The 8079-nt window shown below is 51.6% G+C and carries 9 protein-coding genes; all 9 read left to right on the top strand.

Annotation, left to right across the window (positions count from 1 at the left end):
- Positions 1–111 precede the first annotated feature (111 nt).
- Positions 112–1047, top strand: coding sequence for a hypothetical protein (locus RUMCAL_RS09255; protein WP_021682512.1), 936 nt, complete (start codon positions 112–114; stop codon positions 1045–1047).
- Positions 1048–1217: 170 nt separating this feature from the next.
- A complete protein-coding gene (locus RUMCAL_RS09250; protein ID WP_021682511.1) occupies positions 1218–1418 on the top strand; it encodes a hypothetical protein in 201 nt (66 codons plus the stop codon).
- A gap of 102 nt (positions 1419–1520) precedes the next feature.
- Positions 1521–2669, top strand: a complete 1149-nt coding sequence (gene fucO / locus RUMCAL_RS09245) for a lactaldehyde reductase (RefSeq protein WP_021682509.1) — start codon at positions 1521–1523, stop codon at positions 2667–2669.
- Between the two features lie 349 nt (positions 2670–3018).
- On the top strand, positions 3019–4152 hold the full coding sequence (locus RUMCAL_RS09240) for a tyramine oxidase subunit B (protein ID WP_021682507.1): 1134 nt from the start codon (positions 3019–3021) through the stop codon (positions 4150–4152).
- Positions 4153–4171: 19 nt separating this feature from the next.
- On the top strand, positions 4172–4498 hold the full coding sequence (locus tag RUMCAL_RS09235; RefSeq protein ID WP_021682506.1) for a (2Fe-2S)-binding protein: 327 nt from the start codon (positions 4172–4174) through the stop codon (positions 4496–4498).
- A complete protein-coding gene (locus RUMCAL_RS09230; protein ID WP_040647749.1) occupies positions 4498–6084 on the top strand; it encodes an FAD-dependent oxidoreductase in 1587 nt (528 codons plus the stop codon). Before RUMCAL_RS09235 ends, RUMCAL_RS09230 begins: the two co-directional genes overlap by 1 nt.
- Entirely contained in the window at positions 6081–6401 is a 321-nt protein-coding gene (locus RUMCAL_RS09225; protein WP_021682504.1) for a (2Fe-2S)-binding protein, read from the top strand. The genes RUMCAL_RS09230 and RUMCAL_RS09225 overlap by 4 nt, the downstream gene beginning before the upstream one ends.
- Positions 6398–7510: an NAD(P)/FAD-dependent oxidoreductase gene (locus tag RUMCAL_RS09220; RefSeq protein WP_021682503.1), complete on the top strand. Its 1113-nt coding sequence runs from the start codon at positions 6398–6400 to the stop codon at positions 7508–7510. Before RUMCAL_RS09225 ends, RUMCAL_RS09220 begins: the two co-directional genes overlap by 4 nt.
- Positions 7511–7668: 158 nt before the next feature.
- The gene (locus tag RUMCAL_RS09215; protein ID WP_021682501.1) at positions 7669–8031 is read left to right on the top strand and encodes a P-II family nitrogen regulator; all 363 of its coding nucleotides are present in this window, start codon (positions 7669–7671) and stop codon (positions 8029–8031) included.
- Positions 8032–8079 lie beyond the last annotated feature (48 nt).

Here is an 8079-nt window from a genome sequence, read left to right as displayed (position 1 = left end):
AAGCCGTCAGGCGGGCTTTATGCAGTGTTTCCTTGAGTATGACAACAGGCGATCCGCTTCTTTCAACAGAGAGAAACGGATTCATAAAAGGGTAGGTGTGTTTTTACAAAAATGGTAAAACGTTTTTGGAAATTATATCGCAGTGTGATTTTGTGCGTGGCAATTTGTATTGCAGTTCTGGCATGTTCCGCCGGCTATACTGTGGGTGTGGTCGGCATGAACAATGTGATCGCACAGATCGATGTCAATATTGGCTCGATAGAGGCGTATCTGGAGAAGAACCAGAATGCAACGGAACTGCTGACAGAGGAATTCAAAGAGGACTATTCTGCCAAGACCAGAACTATCGCCATGCTGCTGTCGCAGGACAGTTCCTTTATTACCGATGACCGGACACTGGAGGAACTTCGCGTGACCGTCAATGCAGACATGATCAGTATTTCTGACCATGAGGGCAATGTGATCGCCAGTACAGACCCGTCCGGTGCGGGGAACTCCATTCGGGAAGAGTTTCGTTCGCACCTGACAGATGATGTCTATACCGATGTTCTGTTTCTGCTGGATTCGGATACGCCCACCATTGTGGCGGCATCTTCACTGGACGGCGGAAACGGTCTGGTGCAGATCACGTTTTCGGCGGATTCCGTGGTATCTCTGTTACAGGACGCAGACTGGGCAAACATTGCTTCGGATATGCCGCTGTATTCTTCCGGTACAACGGCAATTCTGGAAACCGACACGCTGAAATATATCAGCTGCACCAATACAGACCTGATCGGCAAGACAACAGACTACGACAAGGAACAGTTACAGCGGAACAAGGGCAAATTTAATGTGAAAGATGCAGACGGCAAAACGGAAATGGTGCACTATCAGACCAGCGGCGATTACATCATTCTGGCGACAGTGCCCTATTCTGATATTTACCATATGCGGAATGTAGTCGTGGGCTGGATCGTTGTCGGCGGTGCAGTGATTCTGGCAGTCACTTGCCTGGCACTGCGAATGCAGCTGCTCCGGCAGGACACGAAAAACAAGAAAAAGTAACTGAAATCATTTCTCAGAAGTCACCTCTGTCCGCAGAGGCGGCTTTTTTTATATGGCAATACCGCACAATCTTTGTGCGGTATTGCCATAGGAGTTTCACGGATTGCGGGAACTTACAGACACGCAAAGCAAACGGAAAGGAATCCGCATCAGGGGAGCCTGTCGGTTTTATGGGCACTGCCGGAAAGCGGCTGGTAATGTTTTTCCTTCTGCCGGAGGAACACGGAAAAGATTCGGGCAGGCAGCTGCTGCAATACGGCATGCAGCATTACGGTATAGAGGAAGATATTGTGAATGAACATGATCCGAAAATAGCAGCATTTTACGCTTTCAATTCGCCCATACCATTGGATACAGATACATTTTTGTGATATTGCACATTACATATTGACATTTCCTGAAAAATGATGTATAATATGCTTGTACTCCGAAAATGGAAGTACCAATAAATTTTATTGTGAGGTGCATGCATTATGGCAAATCGTATTGTATTGAACAACATTTCTTATCATGGAAAAGGTGCGATTCAGGAAATCGTCAGTGAAGTAAAAAGCAACGGCTACCAGCATCTGTTTATTGCAACAGATCCGGATCTGCTGCAATTTGGCGTGACGGCAAAGGTGACAGACATTTTGGACAATGCCGGCATTGCATACACGGTTTACTCGAAGATCAAGCCGAATCCCACCATTCAGAACGTGCAGGAGGGTGTAGCGGCTTTTCAGGCTTGCGGAGCAGATGCCATTGTTGCCATTGGCGGCGGCTCCTCTATGGACACGGCAAAGGCGATCGGCATTATCATTACCAATCCGGAATTCGCAGATGTGCGTTCGCTGGAGGGTGTTGCTCCGACGAAGAACCACGCAGTTCCCACCATTGCGATTCCGACAACTGCCGGCACTGCCGCAGAAGTAACGATCAACTATGTCATCACAGATGTGGAAAAACAGCGGAAGTTTGTCTGCGTGGATACCAATGATATTCCGGCTGTTGCCATTGTGGATCCGGATATGATGTCCTCCATGCCCAAGGGACTGACTGCCGCAACCGGTATGGACGCACTGACCCATGCCATTGAGGGATACACCACCAAGGCAGCATGGGAGATTCCGGACATGTTCCACATGGAAGCCATTCGCCTGATCTCGGAGAATCTCCGTGATGCTGTAGCCAATAAGCCCAGCGGCAGAGAGGGCATGGCTCTGGCACAGTACATTGCCGGCATGGGCTTTTCCAATGTAGGGCTGGGAATCGACCACTCTATGGCACATACATTGAGTGCACACTATGACACCCCGCACGGTGTGGCTTGTGCAATGCTGCTGCCGATCTCCATGGAGTTCAATCGGGACTACACCGGTGACCGGTATCGTGCGATTGCAAAGGCAATGGGCGTAGAGGGCACTGAAACCATGACACAGGAGGAATACCGTGATGCGGCAATTGCGGCAGTTCGTCAGCTGTCCAAAGACGTAGGCATTCCGGAAAAGAACGAACGCATCAGGGAAGAAGATCTGGAGCAGCTGGCAAAAGATGCTCTGGCAGATGCCTGCTATCCGGGCAACCCCAGAGAGGCAACGCAGGAACAGGTGATCGAAATGTTCCGCATGCTGATGGTATAACCGGCGGCAGCGTTTTTCTTGGGCAACACCGCACAAAGAGCGTCTGGCGACTTTGCACGCCATCTGCTTGCAAATTTTCTCTCATATTTCACAAAAATGCTCGTGAATACATCAAGTATTCACTCCGCTTTTTGTTTCATCTGACGAAAAATTTGACGACGCATCTGTCGCACAATCTTTGTGCGGTATTGCCCTTGTTCCGTTTTTTACAATTTTTCCTCCCGTAATTGTGATAAGATAATACTCGAACAAAGGAGTTCAGATGAATCAGTCATCTGAACTCCTTTTTATTTTTCAGGAAAGCAGCGTACAGCGTCGTGCGTGATGCGTTCCGGAGGAGGTATTTCAGATGAGCTATCCAGAAGTTGATTTTTTGTATCTGAATGAGGAAGACATGGTGGCAGCCGGTGTCAAGGATATGGCAGGTTGTATCGAAGCCATGGAGGAAATGTTCAAGCTGATGAAGGTGGGCAACTACCGCATGGGCGGTGCGAACGGGAACTCCCACGGCTGTATGGTCATGTTCCCGCCGTCTTCTCCGTTTCCGGAAATGCCGGTAGATGGACCGGACAGAAGATTCATGGCAATGCCGGCTTATCTGGGCGGCGTGTTTGATATGGCAGGCATGAAGTGGTACGGCTCCAATTGTGCCAACAAGGAAAAGGGCTTGCCCCGTTCCATTCTGATGCTGACACTGAACGACAAGGATACCGGTGCACCGGTGGCATACATGTCCGCAAATATTCTTTCCGCATACCGGACTGGTGCAGTGCCGGGGGTAGGATATAAGCACTTGTCCAAGCCGGATTCCAAGGTGGTTGCCATTATCGGTCCGGGCGTGATGAGCAAGACTGCACTGGCGGCGATCATGGCAGTCCGTCCGAACATCGAAACCATTAAGGTCAAGGGACGCGGCAAAGCTTCACTGGAAAAGTTCATTGCCCACGTGAAAAAAGAATATCCGCAGGTAAATGTGTACGCTGTGGATACCATAGAAGAAGCAGTCCGAGATGCGGACATTGTTTCGGCAAGTACTTCCACCCCTACTGGTGACCCCAGCCTGTATCCGTACATCAAAGAGGAATGGATCAAGCCGGGTGCACTGATCAGTTCCACGGCGGCTCTCCGGTTTGATGATGACTTCATAATTCACCGTGCGAGAACTGTAACGGACAACATCAAGCTGTACGAGGCATGGGAAGAAGAAATGAAACCGAATGCCTACAACACCGTGCCGATTCCGGCGGTGCATGTCATGGATCTGATCGCAGAGGGCAAGATGAAGCCGGAGCAGGTCGATGATCTGGGCGATATTCTGATGGGCAACATTCCGCTGCATCGGAAAGAGGACGAAATTATTGTGTATTCCATTGGCGGCATGCCAGTGGAAGATGTAGCCTGGGGCACTATGGTTTACCGCAATGCACTGAAAAAAGGCATCGGTACAAAGCTGAAGCTTTGGGATACCCCGCAAATGGTATGATCAGACAGGAGGAGCAGACATGAGAATTCAGGAACACCCGATTCTGGGGACATATGAAAAGGGAAAGCTGGTTTCCTTTACTTTTGACGGAAAGCCTTTGGAGGGATATGCCGGAGAGCCCATTGCAATGGCACTGAAAAATGCCGGCGTGATGGTACACCGCTATACCCGAAAGGAACACAAACCGAGAGGGATCTTCTGTGCGATCGGTCGCTGTACAGACTGCGTAATGGTCGTAAACGGGCAGCCGAATGTGCGGACATGTATTACGCCTTTGGAAGAAGGCATGGAGATTCGGACACAATATGGTGTGACAGCAGAACAGCCGGGAGGTGCAGCAAAATGATGAAGCGTTATGATATGATCGTCGTCGGTGCAGGTCCGGCAGGATTGTCCGCAGCCATTGAAGCCGCGAAAAAGGGGATGCACGTTGTCGTTTACGATGAAAATGCCAAGCCCGGCGGACAGCTGTTCAAACAGATCCATAAGTTTTTCGGCTCCAAGGAACACAAGGCAAAGATTCGCGGATTCCACATCGGGGAAGAACTTCTGGCAGAAGCTGCAGAACTGGGCGTAGAGGTTGTCCTGAATGCCATTGTCATCGGTATCTTTCCGGAAAAGGAAGTTACCGTAAAGGTAGAAGATCACGTCATTCATGTGAAAGGCGATACCATTCTGATCGCCACCGGTGCCAGCGAGAACATGGTTACATTTCCGGGCTGGACCCTGCCGGGCGTTATCGGAGCAGGTGCCGCACAGACAATGATGAACCTTCACGGCACCCTGCCGGGCAAGCGTGTGCTGATGCTTGGCTCCGGCAACGTCGGTCTGGTAGTCAGCTTCCAGCTGATGCAGGCCGGCTGTGAAGTGGTTGCCGTTGCCGATGCAGCTTCCCGCGTAGGCGGCTATGGTGTCCATGCGGCAAAGGTGGCAAGATGCGGCGTACCGTTTTATCTGTCCCATACAATTATTTCCGCAGACGGGGAAGATTGCGTCACCGGCGTGACGATCGGAGAAGTGGACAAGAACTGGCAGATCATTCCAGGCACGGAAAAACATTTCGATGTGGATACGATTTGTCTGGCAGTCGGGCTTTCGCCGATGTCCAAGCTTTGCGATATGGCGGGCTGTGCCATGGAGGATAATCCGGCAAAGGCTGGATTTGTTCCCACTGTCAACGAGTACGGTGAAACATCGGTTCCCGGCATCTATGCTGCCGGTGACGTGTCCGGTATTGAAGAAGCTTCCAGTGCCATGATCGAGGGCAGAATCGCCGGCATTGCCGCAGCGGCAAGACTGGGATTCATTTCGGAGGAAACCTGTAAGGAAGAAGCTGCCAAGCAGGAAGCCGCTTTGGAGGGACTGCGGCAGGGCATGTTTGCTCCGGGTATGCGTGGCAAGCAGATCACCGAAACCGAAGAAGGTGTGGAAATTTCGCAAAACCTGTTGAAACATGGTTTCGTTGCTGAGGAAGAAATCGAACGGTTCCCCGGTGTGACACACAGTGCCGGTGTGCACCCTGTCATTGAGTGTACTCAGAATATTCCGTGCAACCCGTGTCAGGACGCTTGTCCGAAGCACTGTATCCGTATCGGCAGCAACATCACGGCACTGCCGTCCATTGATCCGGAGAAGAAATGCACCGGCTGCGGCATGTGCGTGGCTTCCTGTTCCGGTCAGGCGATCTTCTTGGTCAACGAAGACTGCGGCGACGGCACGGCGGAAGTGACACTGCCTTATGAGTTCCTGCCGCTGCCGCAAAAGGGCGACAAGGGCGTGGCTCTGAACCGAAAGGGTGAAAAGGTCTGTGCCGCAGAGGTGGTTCATGTGCGGAGTGCCAAGGCGTTCGACCACACCAATCTGCTTACGATGAAAGTACCGAAAGAATATGCCATGAAAGCAAGATTTTTTCGGGAGGAGGAGACAGCATGAATGACAGAAACCGGGAACTGAGACCCTTCGTACCGCAGCCGGACGATGATATGATTGTTTGCCGCTGTGAAGAAATTACCAAAGGTGAGATTCGCCGTGCCGTACATGACGGCATGTTTACATTGACGGAAATCCGTCGCTATCTGAGAACTGGTATGGGGCTTTGTCAGGGACAGACCTGTACCAAACTGGTGAAAGGCATTGTGTCACGGGAACTGGGTGTACGTCCCAACGAGTTGGGACCGGCAACCGGCAGAGCTCCCATGCGTCCGATCGAAATGAAAGTGCTGGCAAAAGATAAGGAGGAAACAAAATGAATGCAGAAGTCATTATTGTTGGCGGCGGCATCATTGGCTGTGCGGCAGCGTATAACCTTGCAAAAAATGGCGTTTCTGTCCTTGTGCTGGAGGGCAGCGAAAATATCGGCAACGGCGGCTCCACCCGCAACGGCGGCGGTGTTCGCCAGTCCGGACGTGATCCCAGAGAACTGCCGCTGGTGATGTACTCCATTGAGCACATCTGGCCGCAGCTTTCGGATATGCTGGATACCAACGTGGAATATTATCAGGAGGGCAATCTCCGTCTGGGCAGCACGCCCCAGCATCAGAAGATCCTGACAGGTCTGGCAGACAGTGCCGCTGCACACGGTGTCGATGTCCGCATGATCACCGGCGACGAAGCCAGACGCATCAACCCGTACCTGTCTGAGGCAGTCACCTGTGCAAGCTGGTGTCCCACGGACGGTCACGCCAACCCGCTAATGGCGACCATGGGCTATTATAAAATGGCACGCCGCCTGGGAGCACATTTCATCTCCGGCGAAAAGGTTGTGGAACTGCGGAAGATCAAAGGCGCGGCAAGACAGGTCGTCACAGCGTCCGGCAATGTCTATGAAGGCGACAAGATCATTCTGGCGGCAGGCTATGAGAGCCGTTTTATTGCCTCCACAGTAGGCATTGACGTGCCCATGCAGCAGGTGCTGCTGGAAACACTGGTCACAGAAGCAGTAGGTCCGATGTTCTGGCAGATGCTGGGTACCGCAGATGCAGACTTCTACGGACACCAGACTGAGCATGGCTCTTTCGTATTCGGCTTGAACTCCGGCTTGGAACCGTATGCAAAGCCGGGTAAGCCGCTGTCGTCCAGCATTGCCGCTTCGGCAGCCTGCCGCGGTATCATGCATTATTTCCCTGATCTGGCAAACATCAAGGTCGTCCGGACGTGGGCTGGCTGGATGGACGCATGTGCCGACCATGTGCCGGTCATCAGCAAGGTCGAGGAAGTGCCGGGACTGATTCTGGCATGCGGCTTTACCGGACATGGCTTCGGCATCTCGCCGGCAGTGGGACTGGTACTGTCACAGCTGGCAATGGAGCAGGAAACAGCAGTGGACTTGTCCGCACTGCGGTACGACCGTTTTCAGTAAGGCAACACCGCAGTATTTTGCAGGTTCTGATTTTTACAATTTTTCAGGTGTGTCATCTGCTATAATAGAGTACAGAAAGACAAAGATGTCGAATTTCGCGGAAATTCGGCATCTTTTCTTTTTTGGGAAATTTTTTGTAATCGTGGGAGGAATTCGTTATGAAATTATCCAGAGTTGAGATCATCACCGGTATTTCCAAGATCGAGCCGCTGAAAAAGGCGTTGGGAAAATTCCACATCACCGGCATGACGGTATATCAGGTGCTGGGCTGCGGTGTGCAGCACGGCACACAGGAATTTGAAGTGGAGGAGAAGAACAAGGAGATCAGCCTGCTGCCGAAAGAGGTTGTCATGATCGTTCTGCCCACTGAGGAACTGGACGGACTGCTGGAATTCGTCAAGAAAGAGCTGTACACCGGTCATATCGGCGACGGAAAAATTTTTGTTTCCGATGTGACAAATGTGGTTCGTGTCCGTACCGGCGAGGAGGGCGTTGATGCCCTGCTGTACGGGGAAAAATAAGGGTGATACTGTAAAGGAAACACTGAATAAAGCACGCCTGACGGCTTT

This window comes from Ruminococcus callidus ATCC 27760, assembly GCF_000468015.1.
Classification (GTDB): domain Bacteria; phylum Bacillota; class Clostridia; order Oscillospirales; family Ruminococcaceae; genus Ruminococcus_C; species Ruminococcus_C callidus.
Note: the sequence above shows the minus strand (reverse complement) of the source record. Positions and strands in the feature narration are given on the sequence as shown.

Coding starts and splice junctions, on each gene's coding strand:
- RUMCAL_RS09255 (WP_021682512.1), top strand. CDS start 112: ATGGTAAAACGTTTTTGGAAATTATATCGCAGTGTGATTTTGTGCGTG.
- RUMCAL_RS09250 (WP_021682511.1), top strand. CDS start 1,218: ATGGGCACTGCCGGAAAGCGGCTGGTAATGTTTTTCCTTCTGCCGGAG.
- fucO (WP_021682509.1), top strand. CDS start 1,521: ATGGCAAATCGTATTGTATTGAACAACATTTCTTATCATGGAAAAGGT.
- RUMCAL_RS09240 (WP_021682507.1), top strand. CDS start 3,019: ATGAGCTATCCAGAAGTTGATTTTTTGTATCTGAATGAGGAAGACATG.
- RUMCAL_RS09235 (WP_021682506.1), top strand. CDS start 4,172: ATGAGAATTCAGGAACACCCGATTCTGGGGACATATGAAAAGGGAAAG.
- RUMCAL_RS09230 (WP_040647749.1), top strand. CDS start 4,498: ATGAAGCGTTATGATATGATCGTCGTCGGTGCAGGTCCGGCAGGATTG.
- RUMCAL_RS09225 (WP_021682504.1), top strand. CDS start 6,081: ATGAATGACAGAAACCGGGAACTGAGACCCTTCGTACCGCAGCCGGAC.
- RUMCAL_RS09220 (WP_021682503.1), top strand. CDS start 6,398: ATGAATGCAGAAGTCATTATTGTTGGCGGCGGCATCATTGGCTGTGCG.
- RUMCAL_RS09215 (WP_021682501.1), top strand. CDS start 7,669: ATGAAATTATCCAGAGTTGAGATCATCACCGGTATTTCCAAGATCGAG.